Raw genomic sequence first — 25488 nt, 5'->3', positions numbered from 1 at the left:
ATTCCCAATCACAGATGATTTCCTCACTGTCATGACTTATCGAGTAACATTCGTTCAGTCCAGCTTTCTGAGAAAGTAGATTGCATAAGCAAATGGCTTTCTTCCCGTTACAGAATGGGCATGGATGACTTGCTTTGATCTTATTAATTTGTGTAACAATTTTATTGTAACCGAACGCTTCATAGACATAGGTCAGTTTCTTGTATTTTCCATTCGTGAAATACTTATCAATGATGGTCTCCATGATGGCGTATTCAAGTTATCGGTACCTTGTATTAGCTGTTATGTAAGTGGCATTAATGATGAAGGGCGCAAGGAAATGGTCGATGGCGTAGACGTACAAACATGGCTAACCGGCAAAGTAAGTGATGTTGTTTCTGAAAACTTGCGGACGGAGGCAGTTGCAGATATTCCTATCTTCAATCGTATTCGTGAGTTGAATAAACGAGATATGATGGCGGTTTATCATAGCCTGAAGTAAATGCCATATCGAGTATACTGGTAAAGCATATCTAACCCGTCAGAGTCCAAGTGGAATCAGCACTTGGGCTTTTTTCAGGTGATAAAATAACCTGCAAATCATCACCATCCAGCAGCCCCATTAAAAAGACCTGGCCAGGCGGAATCCAAGGTCATCAATGCAAAATGACGGGTGACTGCGACGACGACACGAAGCCCCACAAGCTCGTTCCTCTTCAGCCCAGCTGCCGCCGCGAAAAATTCGGTAGGAACCATATACGTTCTCGTCATATAAATCCCAGCACCACTCCCAGACATTTCCTATCATGTCATATAGACCCCATGCATTTGGTTCCTTTTTTCCTACTTCATGGATTTCGCCTTCTGAATTTTCATTATACCAAGCGATCTTATTCATTTCTCCGTACCTATAACCATTTGTTCCTGCTTTACAGGCATACTGCCACTCTGCTTCTGAAGGAAGGCGGTAACCGTCAGATTCCCAATCACAGATGATTTCCTCACTGTCATGACTTATCGAGTAACATTCGTTCAGTCCAGCTTTCTGAGAAAGTAGATTGCATAAGCAAATGGCTTTCTTCCCGTTACAGAATGGGCATGGATGACTTGCTTTGATCTTATTAATTTGTGTAACAATTTTATTGTAACCGAACGCTTCATAGACATAGGTCAGTTTCTTGTATTTTCCATTCGTGAAATACTTATCAATGATGGTTTCTCTAGTTTCAGCAATATCGGCAAAATCACAGACGGTAATCAAGTTTTTGCTGCTGATCGCCTCGATGTTACCTTTAATCTTGTCCCAAAATGGTACGGCATTTTGTAAAACCACTTCATAGCCTACAAAGCTTGCAAGTTCCAGTTCAAGCATTTTCAGCGCAACTTGTGTTTCCCTAGGAAGCAAGGAGACATCTTCCGTAAGTGCAAGATCACCGCCAACAATGGATTTTAGTTTTTCTAGTTGGGGCAGCTTCCCTACAATTTTTATGACCTGATCAATCGGCTGCTGAATAATCTCGCGAATATCCTTGTCGCCAAATTTGAGCTTCTTATGATGGTTTAGCACGGTTCCCTGACAAACTGGGCAGCTAATCATTTCTTTGGAGGCTTTCATAGCTTCTTTAATTTCCAGATTCTTCGAAATCACCATATAACGCCCAAGGATGAGATTAAAGCCTTCCCATGTTCGCGAAGCCTTCCCTGCTTTATCATAAAATGACTTTTCCCAATACCCATATAAGAATGTATGCTTTTCTACTTCAGACATCTCATTATAGCTTTTACTCATATCGTGACCCAGTTCATTCTTTATCTCTTCAAAAATGAAGCGTAATTTGGCATGTTGATAATATTTCAAGACATCCATCACCTCTGGAAGGAATAAGCCATCCCAGAATGGCACTGTTTTGTCTTGAATGAGAACATCCATATCAAAACGTTCAATGACACGGCGGCCCGAACAACTCGGACAATGATTGTCTTGATAATAGAAATCGAAGCTTCTTGTATCTTTGTTGGTCGGATGGGCAGCCACAATATGGTTGATCAGCCCACCGATTTCATAGAGAAAACTATATTGACTATACAGATGTCGTTCAAGATCAATAGCGACGACAGGCGCAATGGTATCCGATTCATATTCACCATAAATCACACGGGCTATTGGCGATAAACTTTTTAAAATACCACCCTTATAGACGTTTTCTGCCTTTTTAAAATAGTCCAACTGATTTTCTTGCAGGTAATGAATACCTTCCCGCTGCTGTAGTGTGGAGGAAATATGCAATGGGGCATGGCTCTCTTCCACATGTTTTTGACGATAATAATCCTCATGACTGACAACATCAAGATGTCGAACAGGTTCAGGCTGCCTTTTGCCAAAATCAATGATAAAATCAGAGCTTTCCATCATATAAGCATTATGTTCGATCATCAGGATAGAGACAGATTCATCTTGTAGAATGTCTCTAACACTATCAATGAATTGGTTTAAAATATTTTGAGATAAACCTTTGGAAGGCTCGTCAAAAATAAAAAGGGTATGTGGGTTTCTTGAATTCGTAAACAGCTCAGAAACTAAATGAACACATTGAAATTCACCAGTGGATAAAGACTGTGTTTTTCTATCCAACGTTAAATAACCAAGTCCAAGTTTGATCAATAAGCTCAAGCGTTTATGAGCGATGTCTTCATTCGGTAATTCATCAATAATATCTTCAATTGAGCGTTGAAAAATATCATCAATATCCTCACTATATTTGGTGAGTTTCTTTTTAATATCAAGAAACGTCGCCACGGTTGACCGACTGGAAATCGATTGATTTCGATCTTGCCCAACCACGACCAGTTTATCTTTTGGGTAACGCTTCTGAAAATCTTTGACCATACACTCATTAACAAGCGTAGACTTCCCACATCCCGATTCCCCCGTAAAGGTGACCAGTCTATTTTGGGGGATCTGTAGATCAGCCATTTGAATATTACGACAGTAAAGATCCTGAAACTGATAGTTAGCTGTAGGCGTCGCCTTATTTAGCTCCCGATGAATGGGTTGTGGCCGCGGTGATTCTTCAACAATTTTCCCACCGTATTTCCCACTGCCAGGCCCAAAGAATAATTGATCATCCGCTGTGTCCAGCACCGTATCCGAATGGTCAATGAGCCAAATTTGATTCTTATATCCTAGTTGTTTGATCTCTCCCAAAATTTTCAACAACGTTTGGTGATCAAGACCCACAGAGATTTCATCAATAATAATAACCGTATTCTCACTTGTTGCCATGAATTCTGCCAAGTAAAGTCGCGTTATTTCTCCTCCGGACAAAGTACCCATAATGCGATTTATGGTTAAGTAACCCATATTCATATTAATGATATTTCGGAGAATATGCTGCTTCGCTTCACTAATTTGTAGTTCCTCTGCAAGAGAGAGAATCGTTTCAATGCTTAGGTTATTAAGATCGGAAATGCTATGTGGTTGATTCCTTAATTCTATCTTATATTGCTCAACTTCTTGATTGTAACGCTTACCCCCACACTTTGGACATTCGACGTTTTGGGTCATACTGCGCCCTTTACAATCTGGACACCAGCCTAAGGCATTATTGAAGGAAAAAACTTCTGGAGATAGATTAAACCTTTCAGCCAAGCACACACGAATCTCTTTAAAAACACCAGTATGAGTGCCAATGGTTGAACGAGGATTGGATGAAATCGATGATTTTCCGAGAAAAAGGACTAAAGGCATTTCTTCCATCTTGATGGCACTGAAATTGGTTTCCATAATCTCAGGAAATAAATATTGATATTCAGCCTTCGGCAATAAAGAAACGAGACGCTTCTTGGATTCTTCACCAATGGTTTGACAAAAAGTTGTTTTACCAGAGCCAGACAAACCAGCAATTCCTAACGATTTATCTGTGGGTAGTTCTGCATCTAATAGGTTAATATTGTTCGAAATTAATTGATTTATTTTCATTTGTACATCCTTTCTATTCTTATAAACTTAGTCTTTCCATGTTAGCACAGTGTTAAAAGTAATAATTGGTTTTTTGAAATAAGGCGAAATTTCGGATTCCCTATTTTTTCCCCTTACAAATTTAACTTCGTATCTTTTGTTCCTCGGCAACTTGTTTGATGTACCAATTCCGCTTGAACAAAAAGCGCCTCATATACTTTTCTAAAAACAGGACATCCGCTACTTTTCCTACAATGCCAAGAGGCGCCATATAATCAAAAGCGTCGATCATCAACGTTCCACCCTCAACAGCAACAAATTCATGTGAATGCCTGAAACTTTTAAATGCTCCACTGACCATTTCATCTACAAAATAATTTGGTCGTACCATTTCCGTAATCTTGGCTGTAAGACGTTGCTTTACTCCAAAATGAACCGCTTCCCATGTTACTGTTTGTCCCAATTCAATTAAACCACTTGTGACACCACGAATTGCCCTCTCCTTTGTCTGAGAAGTAGATAGAGCATGAATGTCAATACTTCTGGCTAAGTCAAAACAAACCTCTATTGTGGAATTTATTGGTATTTCTGTCCTAATGATCGGCACTTATATCTCTTCTTTCTTTAATCAAAAATTAAAACTTCTTTTTATTTACACAATCTAGTCAGGAATTCTTAATAGCGCTTCTTTTACCGCTTTAGTTCCACTTTCTGTTGCCAGCAATTCCATGGGTTTTTGTTCATCTAACGCTGGTACCTTTTTATGTAACCATTCTCGCGCATAACTTTGAAATCGAACAATCAAAACTATTTTTATTTCTGTATCAATTTCTAAATCATCCAAACAGTTCCTTGACTCATTAGTTAAACTTAGTATTCTGATTTTACAGTAATTCAAGTAATTCAACCATGTCGATTCCTTATATTCCCTTGCTAAAACTTCTACACCGTTCATTAGGAATACCCCCGAGGGAAAATTTAATAAATTCCATGTTTTATTGGAGATTAGTTCCGGACTTATATAACTCAACATTTTATCATTCACTTCCTAATTTTAAAACTGTGTATTTCTATAACCGTCCTGACAATAGGGTGTAACAAACGTGAAGATATCTTAACAGGAGTTGATAGTTAGCTGGAACACAACAGGGAGCCAGTTTTTTGGGTTCCCAACTCTCTCCGCACACAAAAAGAGCTTCTTCGGCTTATCGAGAGGCTCTTACGCGTGCTCTTCTAACGTTTGTCCTTGATTACGCAGAAAAGGAAGCCTTCCGGCTTCCTTTTCTACTAGATTAAATGCATCTTCGCTTCCGCCTGTTCCCAAGGCACCGTGTACCCATGCCCCTTTGCACAAAAAATCGATGATGAGCTATACAGCGGATCGGCGTCCTTGCGGTACGCTTTGCGATCGATCACCTCTTGTTCATTATGACAACGATCATAACCGCCGAAGAGCAATTGAATGATACCTCTGCCATGCGTAAAAGCGGCAAGCTCAGTACTATAGTCCATGAAGGTAGCCACGGGGACTTTGCCTGTAATGATCGCGCGTGTAGCCGTAGTGTAGGGCGGATCGAAATGGCCAGACGCTTGTTGAATATCAGATAACACTTTGCCCAGATAATCGATTTTCACTTTTATCTTATACTCGTAATAAGGCTCGAGCAGCAAGTTCTCCGCCTTCTCCAAGCCTTGCCTTAACGCACGGAACGTTGCCTCCCGGAAATCGCCTCCATGCGTATGCTCATTGTGAGAGCCACCCTTCAGCAGCGTGATTCGGATATCGGTCAACGGCATGCCCGTCAATAAACCATGGTGGTCACGCTCATAAAGATGCGTCCTGATCAGGTTTTGATTGCCTATGCTTAAATCGTTCGCATGACACGCATTTGCGAATGTAATTCCGCTGCCCCGTTCCCCTGGTTCAAGCAGCAGGTGCACCTCGGCATAATGTTTCAGTGGCTCGAAGTGACCATATCCTCTAACGGTGGACAGTATCGTTTCTTTATACAAGATTTCAGGACTGCCAAAAGTGACGTCGAACTGGAAACGTTCCTTCACAAGCTGCTGCAGCACTTCAAGTTGAATAAGCCCCATCACGTGAATGTGGATTTCCTGCAGACTTTCCTCCCAGATGACATTCAAGGATGGGTCCTCAGCATGTAAGGTCTTGAAAGCTTTCAGCACATCCTTCACGTTCAGAGAATCGGCGAACATCACCTTCGACGTAAGCGTAGGCACCAGATCGTAGACCAGCTTGTCCGAGTAGATACCCAGGCCCTGCCCTGTCTCTGCACTCGAAAGTCCTATGACCGCGAACAGATCGCCTGCCGATACCTGGTCGACCGCCAGTGATTTACTCCCATTGACAATGAGTAGTCGAGTCGCCTTCTCGCACATTCGTTCCTCCCCGCCTAGGTAGCAGAGTTCATCGCGAACCTTTAGGGTGCCGCTTAATGCTTTGATATACGTCATACGCAGGCCATTAAGGTCATGGCGGATTTTGTATACGCGTCCCCCGAATGGAGCCAGCTCGTTATAATCAGCGGTCGTTAACAGGTGAAGCTGGTCTAGAAATTCAATCACACCGACATCCTGCAGCGCGGACCCCTTTGCGCAAGGAAAGATCCGATGGCCTCGTATCATGTCCTTCAGCGTCCGCAGCCAAAAGATTTGGTCTTCCGTACCCGCTAGAAACGCCTCCAACACAGCTTCGTCACGCTCCGCTATGTTTTCCATCAAGGCTTCCCCCAATTCGCCGTTTGCGAAGCCACCGGTTATCCAGCAGGTATCCGTGGTCAAATGCATCTGAATTTCCTCGATGACTCGGTCCGCATCCGCCCCAACCCGATCCGTCTTGTTTATGAAAAAGAACGTTGGGATACGATGCTTCTGCAGCAGCTGCCAGACCGTTTCCGTATGACCCTGAACGCCTTCCACCGCGCTGACGACTAGCACCGCATAATCCATGACCTGGACGGCCCGTTCCATCTCTGGTGAGAAGTCTACATGCCCAGGGGTATCAATCAAATAATAGGTGGAACCCTTATAGGACATAACGGCTTGATCTGCAAACACGGTGATGCCTCTTGCCCGCTCTATCTGATGGCTATCGAGGTAAGCATCCTTATGGTCAACCCTTCCCCGCTCCCGAATGCTTTGTGTATGGTAAAGCAATTGTTCGGCCAATGTGGTCTTGCCCGCATCCACGTGGGCGAACATGCCAATCGTTATTTGGTTCATGCGTATCCCCTTTAATTTTGCTATAGGTTGGACTTCGTAACGCCTGCCCAATTATCATATCATATCGGAGGAATTATGGGCCTCTTTCACAAGCTGAATAAACAGAAATGAAAATTACACTGATCCACTCTCATTTGGCGATTGAGGATTTTCACATGGACGAAGCTACCTTTGGGGGCTAGATTTCATTCGCAACTATGATTGTGCTGATACTTCTCATAAACGGAATAGACCGACATCCTGTTTGTAGGATGCGGTCTATTTCTATGCTTTATTTATTTCTTATAACTCCCTTTAACCAGCGGTCCGGCTATTTCGTTAAAACGCTCGATGTCTGCGATCCTTCGAAAGAGGCCATCATGCGGCGCACCGTTCTATTACATGCCAAACAGCGAAGGCAGCCTGCTCGGGCTGGCGCTTGATCCGAATTTCACTATCAACCACTTTATGTAAGCTTATCATACGTACAAAACCGCGGATAACAAAGTGTTAAACCAAGTGATTTGATGAATTAAAAACAACAATACGGCAACAGTCGACAAGATCCTTCTGAACGGCCTTAAGGCGTTTATCACAACGGCTCATCATGAGAAGATTTCAAACAAACATATAATAATTTTACACTCTTTCACGCATACCACTTTTATATAATGGGCTTATTCCCAAATTAAAGGAGGTTTCATTTTGTTGCGCAAAGTGTCCAAAACAACTGCAATCTCGATGGCTCTCACGTTGGTCTTGTCAGTCGCAGCATTGTTCGGGGCAGGGCCATTTCCTGTGCCAGCAGTATCGGCGGCCACATTGAATTTCGAGGGCGAGACAACCGCGAATACGACAAGCGGCATTACAACGTCCAACTCGAACGATTCGAGTGCAAGCGGCGGACAATATTTGCAGACGAGCTCATCTACGGCAGTCGGAAGCTGGGTGGAGTTTACAGTGAATGTACCTGCGGCCAATACGTACAGCATCGAATTCGGCTACAAGCAAAATACGGGCAGAGGGATTAGTCAATTAAGCGTCGACGGCAAAAGCCAGGGTGGCTCCGTCGATCAGTATGCAAGCGTCGCAGCGTTCACATCGTCCGATCTCGGCATCGTTTCTTTATCGTCCGGCAGCCACAAGTTCCGGTTCACGGTGACAGGCAAGAATGCGAGCAGCAGCAGCTATGCCATGACGGTGGATTATTTCAAGCTGACGTCGGCCGCAAGCTCCAGCGACTATAATGTGAAAGATTACGGCGCCAAAGGCGACGGAAGCAACGATGACACCAACGCCATCAATAGTGCAATAGCGGCGGCTAATGCTGCTGGAGGCGGAAAGGTCGTATTCCCTACGGGCACCTATTCGACGCGCTCCATTCATTTGAAGAGCAATATTCAGCTGTATATCAACACCGGGGCGACGATCAAAGCTTTATCGGGCATCGACAGTCCCGAATCCAATTCGTACGACAACTATCAGGATTTCGGACATAGTCATTGGCATAATGCGTTAATGTGGGGAGAAAACCTGCACAACGTCAAAATTACCGGCACCGGCACTATCGACGGCAATGGCGTGCTGTCAACAAGCGACAACCCTGGCAGCGGCCAAGGCGATAAGGCGATCGCCCTCAAGCTGAGCACCGATGTCGAAATCGGCGGGTTGGACGACGCCCACAGGCTCAATCTGCAGCGGTTCGGACATTTTGCTGTGCTCGCTACTGGAGTCGACACGCTGAACATCCACAATGTTCACGTGCCGAATTTCTCCTCAGGCCAACGGGACGTGTTCGATATTATGCAATGCAACGACGTAAAAGTAACGGACATTTATTCAGAGAACAGCTCTGATGACATCGTCAAGCTGGGAAGCGACTATTCCCTTGGCTACAAGAGGCCGATGAGCAATATTCGCGTCGATAAGGTTGTCGGCCTTACGAATTGCAACGTGTTCCAGATCGGCTCGGAGACGGCGGGAGATATTTCGAACGTTCATGTGTCAAACCTGACTGTGCTCGGCGCGGGCAAAGCCGGCTTCAGCATATCGGTCAATGACGGCAGCATCGTGGACGGAGTCGTGTTGGACGGCATCAACACGATGACGGGTACGACAGCCCCCATCTTCATCGAAATTTCTAACCGAGGGCGCGCTCCGGGCGCAGGCGTCGGCAAGATCAAGAACGTGACGATCAACAACGTAACGGCTACGAACGCGAAAAGCTCGAATGGCGAATACACGTCACGATCGCCGGCTTCAAGGATGGCAACGGAACGTATTACGCGGAAAATATTACGCTCAACAATGTGAAAATTACGGCAAAAGGCAGCCATCCGAATTCCGACGCCTCCGTAACGCCGCCTGAACTGGCGAAAGGACAATATAATGTGAAGGACTTTGGCGTTCGGCCGTCGTATGGATGGTGGTTGCGCCACGTGAAAGGGATCACGTTCAACAACACCACCGTCAACTTCGAATCGAACGACGACCGGTATGCAGTCGCAGTCGACGACGCCGAGAAAATCGAGTTCAACAATTTCTCGATGGCCAAAGGTATGGGCATCGGCTCCAGAGTACTGCTAAAAAATACGGTGAAAAGCTTCTACATGCATGACAGTCCGAACCTTCCGACAGTCGGCCCAGTCGATATTACGGGAACCAAAACGTATTAATTCGGAAAATGGGCCAATCAAGCATGCAAAATAAATACGCGCATCTAATGTTGAATTCGGCTATAATTCCGATTACATTAAATTGACGAAGTCATAGGGAAAATGAAAAAAATTGCCAACCATCTGGCCTGGAAGGCCGGGTGGTTGGCAATCTTTCAGCTCAATTTCTTAATCACTTTCTCCACTCGCTTACGTTTTGTGTCTTTTTCAATATCGTCGAGTCGTGAAAAAAGTGTCTTTATAAAAAGCGCTTTGTTGTTATCGTTAATGATGGCTAATGCATTCTCCGCATACATAGGAAGTTGATTTGTCGGACAGTTCTTAAGCTGTTCGATGAGTAAGGTGAAAGTATGATCAGCATATTGTTTGACAGAACTAAGCTTAATTAGGATATTTACTCCGTGATCTTTGGTGATTACCGACCCTTTGTCAGCAATATCGACAATTTTTGAAAGAGCTGAATAAATGGCTTCCGGGTTTTCGAGAGTTATCGCATCTAATGCTGTCATAGCCCCCCAAACAAGTCGATTGTTCTTATGATCAAGCAAATCTACCAACTCTTTGCTGTATTCAGCAACTAAAGACGGTTTGAGATCTCCGATTTCATAGAGAACTTTAATGCAGTCGCTTTGTATGTTTTTATCGCTGTTTTTCAAGTTTTCTACAAGCTCCTTCACAGCCCCCTTATCATCTTGATCGGCTATGTATTTCGCCAGTTCTTGATTAGGTTTCTCGTCTTTTCGATTGAGCGAGGTTGCTAGTTTGTCGATGATGGTCATTTGTCATTCTCCTTTAACTTTTAGATCTATTTACTTAAAATGATACCTAATACAGTAACAGATATTATAAAAATGCTAATGACTGAATTAATAATCAGAAACCATAAACTATTTTTCTTTTGATCATTTTTCTTTACTAAATTAATAATATTTAGGATTATGACAGAAACAGAAGATAACAAGGCAACAATAGAAGAAAGTATTCCAATATTATCCTCAATTTCTTTTTTCGCATTCAATAACATATAGAATGCAATTATTAAACAAAAGCTTGTAACAATTGTTAAGATAACCGTGGGTTGTTTCCATAAACCATCCTACACGCTCTCATGAGCATAAGAAAAAGCACTATCGAATGATGATGCTATTTGTTCATGCTTTTCACCTTTTCTGGAAAGCATATCCATGAGGTGATTAAATGAGAAAACCCTTTTTTATGTTCATACTGTCATTGACTATAGCTACTACTACAATTAATTACGCTGTCCATGCTGAACCACAAATACCATCTCAAGAAACGCAAGAAAAATTAACCCAAGACACCTTGCTTACAACACTCTCCCCACACATTCAAGAAGCGATTGCTAATTATTATGGTTACCCCAAACAATTCGCCTTATTTTGGACGAAAATATTGAATATAAAAAGGGAACAGCAAGGTGGATATACTTTCACAGTAAAATTACAAGCCAAGACATTTGAACACGCACATTCCTCACCCATTGGAATCGAAATATTGACTATGAGTGTAAGCCCCTTTGGAGTTAAGTTAATAAGCTATGAACACCAAGGTGATGAATGGGAAGCGAAAATAGAAAAATTTAAAATGGAACTCCTTGAAGATATTTTTAAAACATTCAATTTAGATTTATCTTCTTACAAAAAGTATGAGTATAGACAGTTGCAGTACCTAGCTGAACAGAAAGATGATTTAATATCACTATATAGTGTAAATGAGGAAATTAATAATGAATTAAACAAGGATATAAAACCACCATATAAAAACTTCGTAGCCCCATTCGCCTTTGTAAAAGACGATAAGGCATACATTTTGTTTAAAAAAGCTGACGGAACTAACTTCGTTTATTCTTTAAATAAGAAGGATAATAATTGGGTAATAATCAAAAAGGAAAGTAAACAAGGCAAAGTAATGCCAAAAGAACTTCTTTGGTACATGTTTAAGCGTTTGATGAATGATTGAGTCCCATCCGCATCAACACATGTACTGCATCTACACTTTCATGAGCGTAAGAAAAAGCACCATCGGATGATGCTTCTAAATGAAACTTTCTCTTTTATTGAACAAACGTTCATCGTTTAGGTTAATATCAACCTATTTTCTTGGTATCAGTCTTTTTTTATTATAAAGCTTAATATTCCTGTGATAAACCCAATAAATATTAGTCCATAATTAATTGACAAGTAGATACCATTGTCGCCGATGTGCTGGTCAATTAACAAAAATCCACCTGTGAGTATAAACAAGAAAGATACCAGTAACACCTCAGTAAGCGACTTTCGTTTCAAAATTGTATTAATCAACAATGATAAAGCAACAGCTATTACAAGACTTATGACTAAAATAAATATTAAGGTCATTAATACTGCCACCACCTTTGCAACCAAATTCCCTCTTTTACTTAACGCTACGTAGCTTGTATTTGTTTCGATGCCAATTAGTTTTGTGTTACGCAATTCTGCCAGTGAATTAAATGAAATCCATGTTTTATTTAATTGTTGCATTATTTATTACTGTTGCTAATTCATCAAGGCTCTGGATAACAATAATATCTTCGTTTAAGTTATGTGGAGATGATTCACCTTTACGGTTCAACCATATGGCTTTCATTCCTGCATTGCTACTTCCCATAGCATCTACTTCTAATCTATCCCCTACATAAAAACATTCTCGTAAATTCTGTCCTGCTATTGATCTAGCTTTTTCAAATATACGAACATCAGGTTTTGCATAGCCCACTTCACTTGAAGTAATAATGAATGAAAAGAACTGTCTAATTCCCATTTTCTCTAGCTTTTCGATCTGTTGCTTATAATCACCGTTACTTATAATTCCTAATTGTCCACCTTGAATTTCATTTAAGCAAGGAATTACATCTTCAAATGACTTCCAGTTATTCTGATAACAAGCAAGATATATTTCAAACTTCATGTCTGCTTCTTCATCCGATAATTCTACATTTACATAAGCAAACATTTCTTTCATCCTCATTCGACGCTGTTCTTGAAAGGATAATTCTTTTGCTAAATATTTTTCAAAGTATTTTTTGGATAAAGCGTTCCATTGGATTGCAAACTCGTCTTCTTGCAAATTCAATACATCTATAAGTTTTTGAAAGAAATCAATTGCACCCATTTTTTCCGCATAATCGTGGTCAAGTAAAGTTTCGTCAATATCAAAGAAAATCACAACTGACCCTCCTAATAAAATCGTTCTTTGGTTATCTTGGTAAATGATTCTAATTATGCTCTTAATAACATGTTTGAATAGCATCTTTAAACCATTGTTTGTCCTTATTATCAAGGTAATCTATGGTATTGTTCAAATCCTGTTCATCCTTTTCTCTTGGATTCTTTGATTTATATAGCAAGACAATTGCAGGGTTAAGATAGGGAATCCCTTGACCTGAATACATTATTACCTCTGATAATGATCTTCTAACTCTTGAATCCCTACGAAAAACCCAATCCATGCCATCAGATTCATCCAAAAGGATTTCTATTTTGTTATTCATATCTTGTGCATAGGTTTCATGTATGGGCAACTCTAGCCATTCATCAAATAGCCATGGTTCAATATGTCCATCTTTAACTTTTTGAAAGGAGTATCCTACCAAATACTTCTGTAAATGATGTTGATCTTCTCTTAGTATTAAAATTTCAATATCTTGATGTTCTCTTGTTACTTTTCCAAGGAAGAGATCAATAGCCCAACCTCCAGCAATGCACCATGGCTGATCTATTCGCTAAACAACGCAAATAAAAGAGAGTAATTTTTTGCACTCTATTGTTGCAGGTGTAGGTGGAATTTCAATGCCATCAACTCTGTAAAGCCTTATGTAGCAAGGCTTGCGAGCGATTAACAGCATTAATTATTATCAACCTATTCCCATTGAATATATTGTAAATGCCCACCAATTCACATGCAAACCCAATAAATGCTGAATGCATTAATTTGGATTGTTTCGCAATTCGAGCAGCTACAAAACCTCCCAAAACACTAAAAATGGCACCGATGATCAAACTTAAAGAAATAAACAAGTTATTCGTGTACAATTCTTTTATATTGCGAATGTCTATGTGATTAGTCCATATATAAATCATTGTAAATATACTTGACGCTATCATTGTCCCAACCATATCAACACTAATACCAACAATTATTGATAAGATACTGAATCGTTTTAAAATGTTCACCTGTAGATCCCCTTTTTTCAATCTATTCCCGTTTTAACTTTTCAAGTATCTTTTGAGCCTTAACATCTAATTCAAAAAGCTTTTCATATTCTGTACAAGGCAGAAATAGATCCAATCTGCGTCTCCACTATTCTCAGTATTTTATTTCCTCAAAAATTTGTCAACACTCTTCTAAATTGTGATTCAATTATACTCTGGCTTGTAGAGCCAACAATCCTTTTAGTTTCTTTCCCATTTTTATCAAAAAAAACAAGGGTGGGAAATCCCGGTGATCCGTATTTTTTATATAAGATACTGTCCTCATCCAGTAGTATTGGATAACCAATATTATATTTCTGAACATATTTATCCACTTTATCACGATCATCTCGATTGATCAGATTAATACCATATAAGTTAATTTCGTTCTTGTACTTTTCATAAATTGATACAATTTTAGGAGCATCTTCATTACAGTACGGACACCATGAAGTGAAGAAAAGAATAGCTGTTGGCTTATCTCTAAAAATAATGCGCTCTTCGTTTCCTCCCAGATCCTTCAAGGGTATAACTACATCCTTTGTATCTCTACTCTGAAAGTTATTAAAAATGGTTACTGCTAGGATACCTAAAATCAAAATTAAAATCATACTTGCAATTTTTTTTCGAAACACTAAGTAATACAACTCCCCAAAAAGAATGTATGTACGTCAATGAAGCCAATGTCCCAGAAGACAACCACCATCGAATATGCAAAGATGACTTCGAATTTAAAATCATTCATTCAAAGCCAATAATCACTATTGCTCTTATCCCAGTATATATTCTCAGCTTTAAATTTTCCATTACATTCCTGCCAAAAGCAAATTAAAAACAAGATGCCTTCCCCTCCCATCAGTGAAAACAAGCACACACTCTAACAATGAAAAAGGGCTAGCACTATGGATGATTAGCCTGTTGCTAGCAGAGTAACATATAGAAAAAAAGCTCCTGAGAACCACAAAGTTCCCAAAAGCATATCATCAATAAATCAGACGTTCCCGACAGGATTGCTCAAGACGCCATCTCAGCTCGGGATCGGCTTTATCCAATATTGTTTGAAACATATCCCGTTGAATGGTAAAAACGTACATGGGGTCAATGTACGAATGGTTGCCGTTCGAGGCATAGACATCATCAGCGAGATTTCCCCGAAATGATCACCGTCCTCCAAAACAGCCACTCGTTCCTCCGTTGCATCTTCTTTCAGCTTGAGGACTTCAATCTTTCCGCGAACCACAATATAAAATTTGTCGCCATCCCTGCCCCTTTCTACGACAATTTCATCCGTTTTTACAAACTCCGAGCTCAGATACTTACAAATGTATTGCAAAAATTCCAAATCCAACCCATTAAATAAAGGAATTTTCTGTAAACGCTCCGCATTGATTTGTGCATTGCGCCCATCACCGTTTATGGTAAATCCGCTCTGCTTGTTCCATAACATGCGATAAAGCTCACAATTCTCAAGTAATTCCTCTTGTGTTCCAGCAGCCACTATTTTGCCGCCATCCATCAGAATAATGGTATCCGCATTCGTAACTGAAGTTAATCGATGCGTAATATTGATGACGGTTTTTGTGCCTGCCAGATCTCGAATTGCTTCGTGAATTAAAGTTTCGTTTTCCGGATCCAACGCTGAAGTGACTTCATCGAATAATAAGATGCTTGGATTACGTATCAACGCACGCGCAATAGCAATCCGTTGCCGTTGTCCCCCTGAAAGGGACTTCCCTTCCTCACCAGTGCTTGTATGATAGCCATCGGGAAGCTGAGTAATCCAATCATGAATACCGGCCGTTATTGCCGCTTCATGCACCTCGATTTCTTTGCATCGAGTTTGCCCAATTTAATATTATCAAAAATCGACAAATTCATGAGATCTGTATCTTGCGAGACATAGCTAATCGTATTTCGAAGGGAATCCAGACTTATGGAGCGTGCATCCATGCCGTCAAACTCAACCTTACCTCTTGTCGGTTCATAAAATCTCATTAGTAAATTCATAATCGTGCTTTTTCCTGAACCATTTCGTCCTACAACCGCAACATATTTGTTTTGTTCGATCGTTAGATTAACTTCGTGGAGGATCGGGTAGTTCTCCGTATAAGCGAAGCTGACATCCTGAAGGGTAATGTCATTTACTATTTTATCTAGTTGAACGGTTTTAATGTCCTTTGACGAGACTGTCTTTTCGGGCTTTTCGTTTAGTAGCTGCTCAATCCTGCTGTAACTTGCGGTTGTGGCGGCTAGCAAGGGCAAGTGGCGGCTCAGTTCCTTCAACTGCTGGCTCATGGTGAGATATAAGCTTTGATATGCGACCAGCATACCTACGGACATGATATCCTTCGTAACCAAATAGGCACCGACCATGACAGATACGATGTTGAAAAAAAACAATGCCATTGAAACGGAAATGGGGGAAGTCTGACTCGTGAAATGAGATTTCACCGCCAAAGGGAAAATCGACAGTGTTGCTCGTTTTAAGCGGTTAAGCTCCCATTCAATGAGATTAAAAGCACGAATTGTTTTATGAATTGTTAAGTGTTCTAAAATATAATCGTTCAGTATGGTTTGTTCAGACTTTAAATTATCGTTATAACCAATAGCTTTGCGGTTGATATAAGCGGGAAGGACACTCGCCAAAACGATGCCCAGAAAAGAGATCACCGCCAACCCCCAATGGAGCCAAGCTGTTAAGCCCAAAGTCAAACCAATGGACAATATAGCATACACTGAAGGAACCAGTGAAAGAAAAGAGGATTGCATGGACGCCAAATCCGTTGTAAAACGAGAAGTTAAACTTCCTTTGCTCACATTGTTATGATAGGATATCGGCAATTTCTGAAGATGCTCAAACATGTCCAGACGGAGATCGTCCTTCATTCGTTCGGCAATCTTGGACAGCCAATAGCTTCCCCCTATTTGACTCGCCAGATAAATGATACATCCCAAGATCATCGCGAAAAACAGAATGAAAAGCTTGGAGTCATTTTTCCCAATCGTGACTTCGTCAATAATGTATTTAAAGCTTAAAGCAAACAGTGAGGAAACGGCTAAGGATATCAATACATTTAGGGCAATGCCCACACTATATCTTTTATACTTCCAAAATTGTTTCATCGAAAATCGAATTAACTTTCTAATGTTCACTGACCTCCTTCATAGATTTAATAACTTTTAGTAAATTTAGAGAATTTGTTGTGAATGAGTTTATCATTTTTATTGGGGAATATCCGACATTTACATAAAATTAACATTCATCCGCCTTATACATATTAAGGAACTCAATGCCGACCAAATGGATAAAAACCTGCTGATAATACGAAAAAGTGGCTGAGTAGGAATCCCTCCTTTTCAGCCACTTTTTCAAATCCAGATCAAAAGTATCTGTGCCGTTTAAGTTTTCATTTCCACGTTTATTTTGCCGATTTTTTTTGCGGAAGATTCCTCCTCTGTTATGAAGATCAGCTTGGAATTACTTATCTCATAAATAAGGTAATAGCCACCGTACGCCTCATTCAAATATTCTTTGTTTGGTTTTCCTAACGCATTCTTTACGTCTTCTTCTGTTATTGAGATATGAAAAAAATCTGGCGTTACTGAAATCTGATTGAGAATCGATTCTGGTTTTAGAAGATTACGTTCATTGCTGCAAGAATCATGATCATAATAAAACATAGCATTAATTTTCGAATGATCGTACGAATAGGTCCAACACTCGTTATTTGAAATCCCTTTTGGCTCACCATATACTTTGACTACTGTTTGAAAGGTCGAATTTAATGGAATCTCAATCCCCTTCATTCGGCCATTCTTTACTTCTTCCTTAATACCCATTAAAACATTTTGTTTCGTATCCACGATCTTAGGAGAAATCTCCTCTTTTACTGAAACAGGAGATTGGCTCTCTAGAGGTTTTTGCGAACTGCACCCCGTCCATATGCCTGTTATAAGCATCACTAATATGAAATTCTTTACTCTTCTCATTGCAACCTCCTCCACTATCCATGAGACTTAGTATGAACTTTATCTATAGTTAAATTATACCATTAAGACCTAAAAAAGACAGCACTCATTAGAGTGACTGTCTCGATACTTCGTTTTATTCATTCGCTTTATTCAACAATTCTTAAACCTGAGCCTCTGTTTGTTCAAGCAGCTTAACTGCATCACCGAAATGGTCGCGCACTTGATCAAGCGCTGCCGAAGCTTTCTGCTGACTGACACTGAACATAATCATCAAAATAGCGACTTTGGCATCACCGTTCGCTTCAGCTCCAAAACGTGCAGCTGTTTCTTCATCCGCCCCCGTCGCTTCTTGAATAATGCGAACCGTACGTACCCGGAGCTTTTGATTCGTCGCTTGAACATTGACCATTAGATTGCCATAAACCTTGCCCATTTGGATCATCGCCGTGGAGGAGATCATGTTAAGCACCATTTTTTGAGCAGTTCCTGCTTTTAGGCGTGTCGATCCTGTAATTATTTCGGGCCCGACAGGCACCTCGATCGGATATTTTACGACGGCACTCAGTGGTGTACCTTGGTTGCAGCTAATACCGACCGTGGCTAACCCAAGCCGATTCGCTTCACGAATGGCACCAATCACATAGGGAGCCGTCCCGCTTGCTGTAATGCCAACGACGACATCGCCTGCTTTGGCAACTTCTGCTATGGTGCGAACCCCAGCATTCTCGTCATCTTCAGCATTTTCGATGGCTGAGCGGATCGCCTTTTCTCCTCCGGCAATAAGCCCGATCACCAAATCTGTCTCTACACCAAAGGTAGGAGGGCATTCCGAAGCGTCCAAAATACCAAGACGTCCACTCGTTCCCGCTCCGATATAGAAAAGTCTGCCGCCGCTTGTCATCGCCTCAGCGACTGCTTCAATGGCCGTTGAAATTTGTGGAAGAGCACCTTTTACCGATAAGGCTACCGTTTGGTCTTCTTCATTCATTAATGTCACGATTTCCTGAACACTCAGTCGGTCAAGGTGCTGTGATTTTTCATTTCTCTGTTCTGTAACCAGTTGTTTCTTCTCCTGTTTTTCCACGTTACCTTGCCTCCTTTATTTGGATATATTGTTTTATTTACGAAAGACAAATGCCGCTATCCGCTGCTGCATAACCTCCGTCAATTCAAAGCCTTGTTCCTGTAAAGCAAGCAAATAGGCTCCGATGACTGGAGGTCGCTCAAGCAAACATACATTGAACATACCGGATTGTATCGCTCTAGTTTGCATAAATCGTTGTTCAAACGCTTTATCTGAAAATAAGCCTCCCGTAATCACAAGCGGTATGGCATTTCCCGCAAATTGTCCACGCTCGCTCGAATCCACAGCCTCTTCTATGCCCATAGAAGTAACAACTGTATAGACCAGATCTTCGAGCTCACGGATCGCCTCTTCTACAAGATTAACAGCAATCGGATCTCCATCAGCCGCAGCATACATAACAAGCTTGGATCCATCTGCTATTGCTGTGCGGACATTTTCCTGACCGTATATCATATTAATGAGTTGACCAGGATGCTGCAGCGACCAATGACTTAGAACTAACTCCGTTAAAGCTGTTGGTTTTCCTCGGCCATCATATGCTCGCATGACGGCTGCTAGCGCTTTGCGTCCAAGATCAAAGCCACTTCCTTCGTCTCCAAGCAAATAACCCCAGCCTCCGACTCGGACGAACGCTCCGGTTGCCGGGTCGAATCCATAGGCAATCGAACCTGTGCCAGAGATGAGCGCAATACCCTTTTGTCCCCAGGTTCCCGCTGTCAACGCGGTCACGGCATCATTATGCACCGTGATAGGAACACCGTCAGGCAGCTCGGTTTGCAGCCAATCATGCATTCGCTTCCGGTCTTCCGGCCGATCACTCCCGGCAAGTCCGAGGAAAATCCCGCCTAATCGGGACATATCTGTACTCGACTGCTCTAATACATCACGAATGAGAGTAAGCAGAACCTGCTGCACATCTTCCCACGGCCGTGACTTCACACTGCTGGATGCTCCGCGACTTTCGGCCAAAATATGGCCTTCCTTATCGCCAAGGATACAGACCGTTTTAGTCCCTCCGCCATCTATGCCTATATAACGTTTACTTTCATCCATATTACTTCACCGCTCCTGCCGTCATGCCTTCCATAAACTGCTTGGATGCTAGGAAAAACATAATAATCATCGGCACGGAAGCCAATGTTAGCCCAGCGAACAGCATGCTCAAATCCGTCGAGTACTGTCCGAATAAGGAAAGCATGCCGACCGGAATCGTCTTTTTCATATCGTCTTGAATAAAAATGAGTGGGAAAAAGAAATCGTTCCACGCCATTATAAAATTCATGATCATCACTGTCCCTAAAGCTGGACGAATGAGCGGCAGCAATACATGCCACATCACACCGAAATCGGAAGAACCATCGATGCGAGCCGCTTCCTCCAGTTCCTTCGGCAGTGTACGGAAAAACCCGGTTAGAATGAGGATCGCGAGTGGCAAGCCAATAGCCGTGTACACGCTAACTAGCGACCAAATGCTGTTCAACATCGCGAGCTGCTTCATCAAAAGGAATAGGGGTACGATGCCAAGCTTAATAGGAATCATCATGCCCAAGAGAAAAAAGAAGAACAAGGCGCCATTCCATCGGAACGGGTATCTGGCAATATAGAACGAAGCCATCACGGCAAACAGCAAAATGAAAACGACAGACACGACACTTACCACAATACTGTTCCAAAAATAGGTCATGAACGGAATTTGATGAATTAACTTGCTATAAGCCGCAAACGATATCGACGTTGGCAGTGACATCGGATTTTTCAAAATCTGCATATTCGTCTTTAAAGAGGAGGTCAGCATCAGAAAAATCGGATACAAACTGACCAGCGCTCCCAAGTACGCCGCAGCGTATTGGAGCCCCCGAAAAGATTTGTTGGTTTTCATGGTCTGCCTCCTGTCTTAATGCTGCGCAGATTGATTCCTGGTGAAGTACAGGAACAATGCGGAAATTGATGCAATAATGAAAAATAGTACAACAGCCAATGCCGATCCGAGACCCAAGGCAACTGAATCGCCACCGGACGAACCGCCAAACGCAATCCGATAAAAGAACACAGCCAATGTGTCTGTAGAATTATAGGGTTCCCCCTGTGAACCTTCCATCGCATAAATGAGCTCGAATGCTTCGAATGCATGGATAAACGTGAATACCGTAATGATGATCAAAGACTGACTCATCATCGGCAAGATGATCGATCGGATTAATCGAAACCCTTTAACGCCATCAAGTCGTGCTGCTTCAATGACTTCCGTGGAAATGGCATGTAAACCAGCAAGAAAAATCAACATGGAGAAACCAACACCAAACCAGCTGTTGACGATGGTAATCGAGGTTAACGCCGTAGAAGGGTCCCCGAGCCAAGGTTTGGCCCATGAAACTAGACCGACTTTTTTGAGCAGCACATTGACGACACCATTATTCGGGTTCAACATAAGCTTCCATAAAAATCCGACTACGATGACAGAAAGCAATCTTGGTAAAAAATAGGCCATTTTCAAAAAGTTCGAACCTTTAAGTTTACTATATACAAGATAAGCGAGCACAAATGCAATCACATTCTGCACAGCCATTTCTATAGCAAAATAATAAAGATTATGACCAAACGCATTCCAAAACAGATGGTTGAACGGTTCTTTCGTAAACAAGTCTACAAAGTTGCTAACCCCAATAAATTCCCCGCGGACGAGCCCTTTCCAATCATAAAAACTATAACCGAAAGCGGAAAGAATCGGATAAATCACGAACATAATGTAAACTGCGAGGGCAGGAACCGGGAACAGATGAACTGTTCCCTTTTTCCACCCGGACGATTTGGCCAAGTTATTCATGTCCCCCACACCTTTTCTTTACTTATTTCTTAGGCTTAAACCAAGTATCTGCACTCTTCTGAACTTCTTCTGTGACTTGCTCCGGTGTCAATTTGTTCAAATACATTCCTTGAATCGAATTTTCCAATGTAGCTTTCGTTGTAGGGTTACCGGCATTGAAATATACGACCGCTGCGTAAGGTGTGGAAATGGTATCTGCATTTTTTGCAATTTTGGCTACCAGTGGATCGTTTGCTGCCACACCAGGGATGGTGCTCGGTTTTTGCAATTCGTTAACAGCCAGGGCTCCGAACTCTTTTGTAGTTAAAAACTCCATGAATTTAAGAGCTTCCTGCTTATGCGCAGATTTCGCATTCACGGAAAAAGATCCATCTACCCAAGTTGTCACAGTTGCTTTGCCATCTGCTTTCATTGGCGGAACTGGGAACACATCCATTTGCAGATCCGGATTCGTTTTCTTCATGACCGCGTACTCCCAATCGCCCATGACCATCATAGCTGCTTGCTCGGTAACAAACATATTTCTCATGTCATCCATACCGATTCCCACATAATTATCCGGGAAGTAAGGAGTCAAGTCTTTGAGCATTTTAATGGAACTTACAAATTCCGGACTTTTGAAGTTGGCATCCCCGGAAAGTATTTTCTTCACGAAATCTGTCCCATAAACGGAAGGTGCTAGCGTCCCTTGTGTTAAAGAAAGAAGCCATCCTTCTTTGGAACCGAATGCAAACGGTGTTACTTTATTTTTCTTCAGTGTATCCGCTGTTTTCAGGAGATCATCGTATGTTTTTGGCTCTGCAAGATTGTATTTTTGGAATATTTTTTTGTTGTAAAATACTTGTGTTGAGCTGAACACAGTCGGCACGCCGTATACTTTGCCGTCTTTTCCTGTAGCAGCGAGGAGAGTGTCCTTCGCGAAAACATCCATTCCTTTCAGACTAGTTAAAGGTTCCAAGTAGCCGGCATCCGCTAATGCAGCACCTGCCGCATAAGGACGAAGATGGATAATGTCAGGACCGTTTCCGCTTTGCAGCGCCGTGTTTAGAGCTGTGTTGTATTCCGTATTTTTGGTTGGTTTAAACTCGATATCAATGTTTGGGTTTTTCTTCTTGAATTCAGCAATGATTTTCGCGTAAGCTTCCGTGTCTTCGGTTCGCCAGCTACCCATAGTCAACTTTACTTTTCCTGTGGCGCTGCCGTTGTGCAGAACTTGCTGCACCTGGGGTTGTTCTTGGAGTTGTGCTTGGAGTTGCGGTGTTGCTGCTGCAAGCGACAAGCATGGAAGATGCAGCGACCATTGTTAATACTGCCCCACTGAATAAACGTTTCATAAGAAAAGCCTCCCTTTAATTATCATTTCTATGTTAAACCTCCAGATAAACAAGAGGACAAAACCGCTTCATGCAAAATCGGACGCAACTCTCGAATCTTGTTGTTTCGTCCCAGATGAACCGCATTCGTAAGAAATATGACGCTAATACCTTGATTCGGCTCTACCCATATGCTCGTTCCGGTAAACCCTGTATGACCGAAACCGCCGGTAGGCCAGCTTATGCCGCAACTGGGTACGAAGGCGGGATCATGACTAACCTCCCAGCCAAGTCCTCGGCCACGGACCGGATGTCCGATGGCTTCACGCAGCAGCAATGGTGGAACAATATCTTTGCTTTCAGGTTTCATCCACCATGCGGCATAGCGTGTTAAGTCATCAGCTGTGGCGAATAATCCTGCACTGCCAGAGACACCTCCAAGTTGGAAGCTCTTCTCGTCGTGGACCTCTCCCCTAATGAATGTTCCATCCAGCGGTTCTGTAGCTGCTATGCGCTCTTGAAACTCCGGACCGGGATTATATACAGTGCTGTACATCTCGAGCGGGTCGAATATATGCTGCTTGACGAAACGATCCAGAGGAACGCTAGCAACACGCTCTACAATAATCCCGAGCAGGATCATGCCGAGGTCACTATATCGCATGTCCTCACCAGGTTGGAAAATTAATTCCTGCGCGAGAGTTTCCTCGAAGATATCAGGTCGCTTTTCTTTCCGTGAGCGCATTGGCAAATCAGACGGCAATCCGGATGCATGCAGCAATAGATGGCGCACGCTAACCTGTTGATGACGAAATGCAGGCAAGTAAGCGCTCACAGAGTTATCTAGTGAAACCTTGCCTTGAGCCACTAAGAGGAGAATGGCCGGAAGTGTTGCGGTTACTTTAGTCAAAGAGGCAATATCGAATAACGTGTCTAATCGGATGGGATGCTGCATAATGCCATCTGAGAAGGAGCCATACGATTTTTGGAATCGAATGCGATTCATCAGCGTGATATCAAGAACAGCACCGGGCAGATGCCCCTCTTGCAGCCAGCCTTCAACTAAGCGATCCACCTTATCCATTGCGTTTCCCAACCTTGACCGCTTGTCGGGTCATTTCCAGAGATTTAACGCTTTCCTCATAGTGAGAACCGGCGATTCCAACATACAAGATATCGATCACATTGAGCTGTGCGATCCTTGAAGCCATTGCCCCACTGCGTATACTTTTCTCCAAAGTACTAATGAACAGTTGGATATCCGCCAGATCCGAAACGGGATTTGAACCGAAACGTGTCAAAGTAATCACAGAGGCGCCGTTTTTTTTTGCTACGCCCAACGAACGAATCATGTCTTCCGTCTGGCCTGTATACGAAATACCGAATACGACATCCCCGGGAAGCAGGTTGGCTGCAATGGTAGCTTGAGCATCGAATCCAGTGCCTATTTCACACCAGCGATTAATACGCGTAAGCTTTTGCTTAAAATCCTCGGCAATTACCCCTGATGCTCCGACGCCGAAAACACCAATTTTTCTTGCGCTGCTTAAGGTTGCAATCGCTTTTTCCACACTTTCCGGTGAAAGCACCGTTAACGTGTCTTGAATAGACACTATATTGTTATTCGTTACCGATTTAATAAGATCACCTATGGAACCGTCCGTATGAATCTCCTGATACGTTTCTGTTGGCAGTGACGATTGTGACAAATCGCCGGCAATTCGCATTTTGAGTTCTTGAAACCCCTTACAGTGAAGAGAGCGTGAGAGCCGCACGATCGTCGCTTCACTTACATTGGCGAACTCGGCCAGCTTCTGCACAGAAAGACTAACGACCTCTTGAGGATGTTCCAAAATATACGTTGCTACTTTACGTTCCATCGGCGATAAGCTAGCCATGGCCGCTTCTATGCTCACTAATCCACCTTTTAATATAGGAATCACCTTCTATCGTTTCATTTGCACGCCTCGACTTCTTGAGTTCATTATAACAAGTTTTATTTCATTTTGTAAATACATTTATGAAATATTATTTCTTTACATGTCATGTAACCTATCAAATAATTTTAATAACCTCATATAAATAGACGACGAAGATGTTTTTAGTAGAAATTCATCTAATCAATTAGAGTTTCCCCCTTTATTTTCACACATAAGTGAATATACCTAACATAAATATAACAAATAAATCCACTTCATCATTTGAACATTTATCGTCAACATCTAT

Annotated in this window: 23 protein-coding genes and 4 pseudogenes; 4 read left to right on the top strand and 23 right to left on the bottom strand. The window is 42.1% G+C overall.

All coding sequences use genetic code 11. The annotated features are described in order from the left end of the window. A pseudogene (locus FU659_RS37135) lies at positions 1–244 on the bottom strand (hypothetical protein); the annotation flags it as partial. On the opposite strand from FU659_RS37135, the pseudogene FU659_RS12675 reads away from it, so the two are divergent. Next, a pseudogene (locus FU659_RS12675) lies at positions 233–481 on the top strand (ABC transporter); the annotation flags it as partial. The pseudogenes FU659_RS37135 and FU659_RS12675 sit on opposite strands and share 12 nt — an antisense overlap. A 120-nt stretch (positions 482–601) precedes the next feature. Here the strand turns inward: FU659_RS12675 and FU659_RS38290 are convergent. The 5 genes and pseudogenes from FU659_RS38290 to FU659_RS12655 form a co-directional block, all read right to left on the bottom strand. After that, positions 602–1054: pseudogene (locus FU659_RS38290) on the bottom strand (formylglycine-generating enzyme family protein); the annotation flags it as partial. Further along, positions 1034–3958: pseudogene (locus FU659_RS38800) on the bottom strand (ATP-binding cassette domain-containing protein); the annotation flags it as partial. The pseudogenes FU659_RS38290 and FU659_RS38800, both read right to left, overlap by 21 nt. Before the next feature lie 121 nt (positions 3959–4079). Next, positions 4080–4544 carry an SRPBCC family protein gene (locus FU659_RS12665; RefSeq protein WP_147947911.1) on the bottom strand — a complete coding sequence of 155 codons (465 nt, stop codon included), beginning with the start codon at positions 4542–4544 and terminating at the stop codon, positions 4080–4082. Between the two features lie 54 nt (positions 4545–4598). Then, positions 4599–4892: an MbcA/ParS/Xre antitoxin family protein gene (locus FU659_RS12660; protein WP_187274119.1), complete on the bottom strand. Its 294-nt coding sequence runs from the start codon at positions 4890–4892 to the stop codon at positions 4599–4601. Positions 4893–5224: 332 nt separating this feature from the next. Further along, a complete protein-coding gene (locus FU659_RS12655; protein WP_147947909.1) occupies positions 5225–7180 on the bottom strand; it encodes a GTP-binding protein in 1956 nt (651 codons plus the stop codon). A 684-nt stretch (positions 7181–7864) separates the two neighbouring features. Between FU659_RS12655 and FU659_RS12650 the strand changes: the two genes are divergently transcribed. Further along, on the top strand, positions 7865–9472 hold the full coding sequence (locus FU659_RS12650) for a glycosyl hydrolase family 28-related protein (protein ID WP_147947908.1): 1608 nt from the start codon (positions 7865–7867) through the stop codon (positions 9470–9472). Next, positions 9469–9834, top strand: a complete 366-nt coding sequence (locus FU659_RS12645) for a hypothetical protein (protein ID WP_147947907.1) — start codon at positions 9469–9471, stop codon at positions 9832–9834. The genes FU659_RS12650 and FU659_RS12645 overlap by 4 nt, the downstream gene beginning before the upstream one ends. A gap of 155 nt (positions 9835–9989) precedes the next feature. Here FU659_RS12645 and FU659_RS12640 read toward each other — a convergent pair whose 3' ends face one another. Further along, complete coding sequence (locus FU659_RS12640; RefSeq protein WP_147947906.1) at positions 9990–10613, bottom strand: HEAT repeat domain-containing protein; 624 nt, start codon at positions 10611–10613, stop codon at positions 9990–9992. 418 nt (positions 10614–11031) lie between these two features. Between FU659_RS12640 and FU659_RS12635 the strand changes: the two genes are divergently transcribed. Continuing rightward, positions 11032–11814 (top strand): DUF3888 domain-containing protein, encoded by a 783-nt coding sequence (locus FU659_RS12635; RefSeq protein WP_147947905.1) that lies wholly within the window; start codon positions 11032–11034, stop codon positions 11812–11814. Between the two features lie 146 nt (positions 11815–11960). Here the strand turns inward: FU659_RS12635 and FU659_RS12630 are convergent, their stop codons facing one another. From FU659_RS12630 to FU659_RS12560, 16 genes are all read right to left on the bottom strand, one after another. After that, complete coding sequence (locus tag FU659_RS12630; protein ID WP_147947904.1) at positions 11961–12356, bottom strand: hypothetical protein; 396 nt, start codon at positions 12354–12356, stop codon at positions 11961–11963. Beyond that, positions 12340–13041, bottom strand: coding sequence for an HAD family hydrolase (locus FU659_RS12625; RefSeq protein WP_147947903.1), 702 nt, complete (start codon positions 13039–13041; stop codon positions 12340–12342). The genes FU659_RS12630 and FU659_RS12625 overlap by 17 nt, the downstream gene beginning before the upstream one ends. Before the next feature lie 61 nt (positions 13042–13102). Beyond that, positions 13103–13594: a nucleotidyltransferase domain-containing protein gene (locus FU659_RS12620; protein WP_147947902.1), complete on the bottom strand. Its 492-nt coding sequence runs from the start codon at positions 13592–13594 to the stop codon at positions 13103–13105. 76 nt (positions 13595–13670) lie between these two features. Further along, positions 13671–14048, bottom strand: a complete 378-nt coding sequence (locus tag FU659_RS12615) for a hypothetical protein (RefSeq protein ID WP_147947901.1) — start codon at positions 14046–14048, stop codon at positions 13671–13673. Positions 14049–14197: 149 nt separating this feature from the next. Beyond that, complete coding sequence (locus FU659_RS12610; RefSeq protein ID WP_147947900.1) at positions 14198–14701, bottom strand: TlpA family protein disulfide reductase; 504 nt, start codon at positions 14699–14701, stop codon at positions 14198–14200. Between the two features lie 392 nt (positions 14702–15093). Then, on the bottom strand, positions 15094–15885 hold the full coding sequence (locus tag FU659_RS12605) for a cyclic nucleotide-binding domain-containing protein (RefSeq protein WP_147947899.1): 792 nt from the start codon (positions 15883–15885) through the stop codon (positions 15094–15096). Continuing rightward, complete coding sequence (locus FU659_RS12600) at positions 15867–17189, bottom strand: ABC transporter ATP-binding protein (protein ID WP_222708535.1); 1323 nt, start codon at positions 17187–17189, stop codon at positions 15867–15869. Before FU659_RS12600 ends, FU659_RS12605 begins: the two co-directional genes overlap by 19 nt. 276 nt (positions 17190–17465) lie before the next feature. Beyond that, entirely contained in the window at positions 17466–17930 is a 465-nt protein-coding gene (locus FU659_RS12595) for a hypothetical protein (protein ID WP_222708534.1), read from the bottom strand. A gap of 268 nt (positions 17931–18198) precedes the next feature. Further along, positions 18199–19122 carry an N-acetylmuramic acid 6-phosphate etherase gene (murQ, locus tag FU659_RS12590; protein ID WP_147947896.1) on the bottom strand — a complete coding sequence of 308 codons (924 nt, stop codon included), beginning with the start codon at positions 19120–19122 and terminating at the stop codon, positions 18199–18201. A gap of 33 nt (positions 19123–19155) precedes the next feature. Further along, positions 19156–20178, bottom strand: coding sequence for an N-acetylglucosamine kinase (locus FU659_RS12585; RefSeq protein ID WP_147947895.1), 1023 nt, complete (start codon positions 20176–20178; stop codon positions 19156–19158). A 1-nt stretch (position 20179) separates the two neighbouring features. Beyond that, positions 20180–21004, bottom strand: a complete 825-nt coding sequence (locus FU659_RS12580) for a carbohydrate ABC transporter permease (protein WP_147947894.1) — start codon at positions 21002–21004, stop codon at positions 20180–20182. 15 nt (positions 21005–21019) lie between these two features. Further along, on the bottom strand, positions 21020–21949 hold the full coding sequence (locus FU659_RS12575) for a carbohydrate ABC transporter permease (protein ID WP_147947893.1): 930 nt from the start codon (positions 21947–21949) through the stop codon (positions 21020–21022). 22 nt (positions 21950–21971) lie between these two features. Then, complete coding sequence (locus FU659_RS12570) at positions 21972–23120, bottom strand: ABC transporter substrate-binding protein (protein WP_187274118.1); 1149 nt, start codon at positions 23118–23120, stop codon at positions 21972–21974. Then, positions 23113–23283 carry a hypothetical protein gene (locus FU659_RS35430; protein ID WP_187274117.1) on the bottom strand — a complete coding sequence of 57 codons (171 nt, stop codon included), beginning with the start codon at positions 23281–23283 and terminating at the stop codon, positions 23113–23115. Before FU659_RS35430 ends, FU659_RS12570 begins: the two co-directional genes overlap by 8 nt. A 28-nt stretch (positions 23284–23311) precedes the next feature. Beyond that, positions 23312–24346 (bottom strand): serine hydrolase domain-containing protein, encoded by a 1035-nt coding sequence (locus FU659_RS12565; RefSeq protein WP_147947892.1) that lies wholly within the window; start codon positions 24344–24346, stop codon positions 23312–23314. Continuing rightward, on the bottom strand, positions 24339–25178 hold the full coding sequence (locus FU659_RS12560; protein WP_483874506.1) for a MurR/RpiR family transcriptional regulator: 840 nt from the start codon (positions 25176–25178) through the stop codon (positions 24339–24341). The genes FU659_RS12565 and FU659_RS12560 overlap by 8 nt, the downstream gene beginning before the upstream one ends. Positions 25179–25488 lie beyond the last annotated feature (310 nt).

This window comes from Paenibacillus sp. N3.4 (genome assembly GCF_008017805.1).
Classification (GTDB): Bacteria; Bacillota; Bacilli; order Paenibacillales; family NBRC-103111; genus Paenibacillus_E.
The sequence above is the reverse complement of the archived record's forward strand: the minus strand, read 5'-3'. Positions and strand labels throughout refer to the sequence as shown.